A 453-nucleotide genomic window follows, 5' to 3' on the forward strand; every position below is an offset into this window, starting at 1 on the left:
ACTGATAGCCTCCGATCTTCAGGACCCACCGGAAATGATCGAAGAGTTTGTCAAGAAATGGGAGGCCGGTTTCAAGACTGTCCTGGCAGTCAAGCCCGAGAGTGAAGAGTCGCCGGTCATGTTTTTCCTCAGGAAAACCTACTACCGATTCGTTTCTCGTATTTCTGAAGTGCCACTTGTTCAAAATGCCACGGGCGCAGGATTATTTGATCGCGCGGTGCTGGATATCCTGAAGAAGGTCGATGATCCGTATCCCTATTTTCGCGGTTTGTTGTGTGAGATTGGTTTTCCTATCGCCACTGTTCCCTTCAAGCAACCTCGGCGTCAACGCGGGATTACAAAAAACAATTTCTACACCTTGTATGACATCGCTATGTTGGGAATTACCAATCACTCGAAGGTTCCTCTTCGCTTGATGGTAATGGGAGGAGGGTTGCTTGCCCTGGTCAGCTT

Annotated in this window: 1 pseudogene; it reads left to right on the plus strand. The window is 48.8% G+C overall.

Annotation, left to right across the window (positions count from 1 at the left end):
• Positions 1-34 precede the first annotated feature (34 nt).
• Positions 35-453: pseudogene (locus tag SOP95_RS31630) on the plus strand (glycosyltransferase); the annotation flags it as partial.

It is taken from the genome of Pseudomonas sp. YuFO8, assembly GCF_035065025.1.
In the GTDB taxonomy this organism is placed as follows: Bacteria; Pseudomonadota; Gammaproteobacteria; order Pseudomonadales; family Pseudomonadaceae; genus Aquipseudomonas; species Aquipseudomonas putida_AE.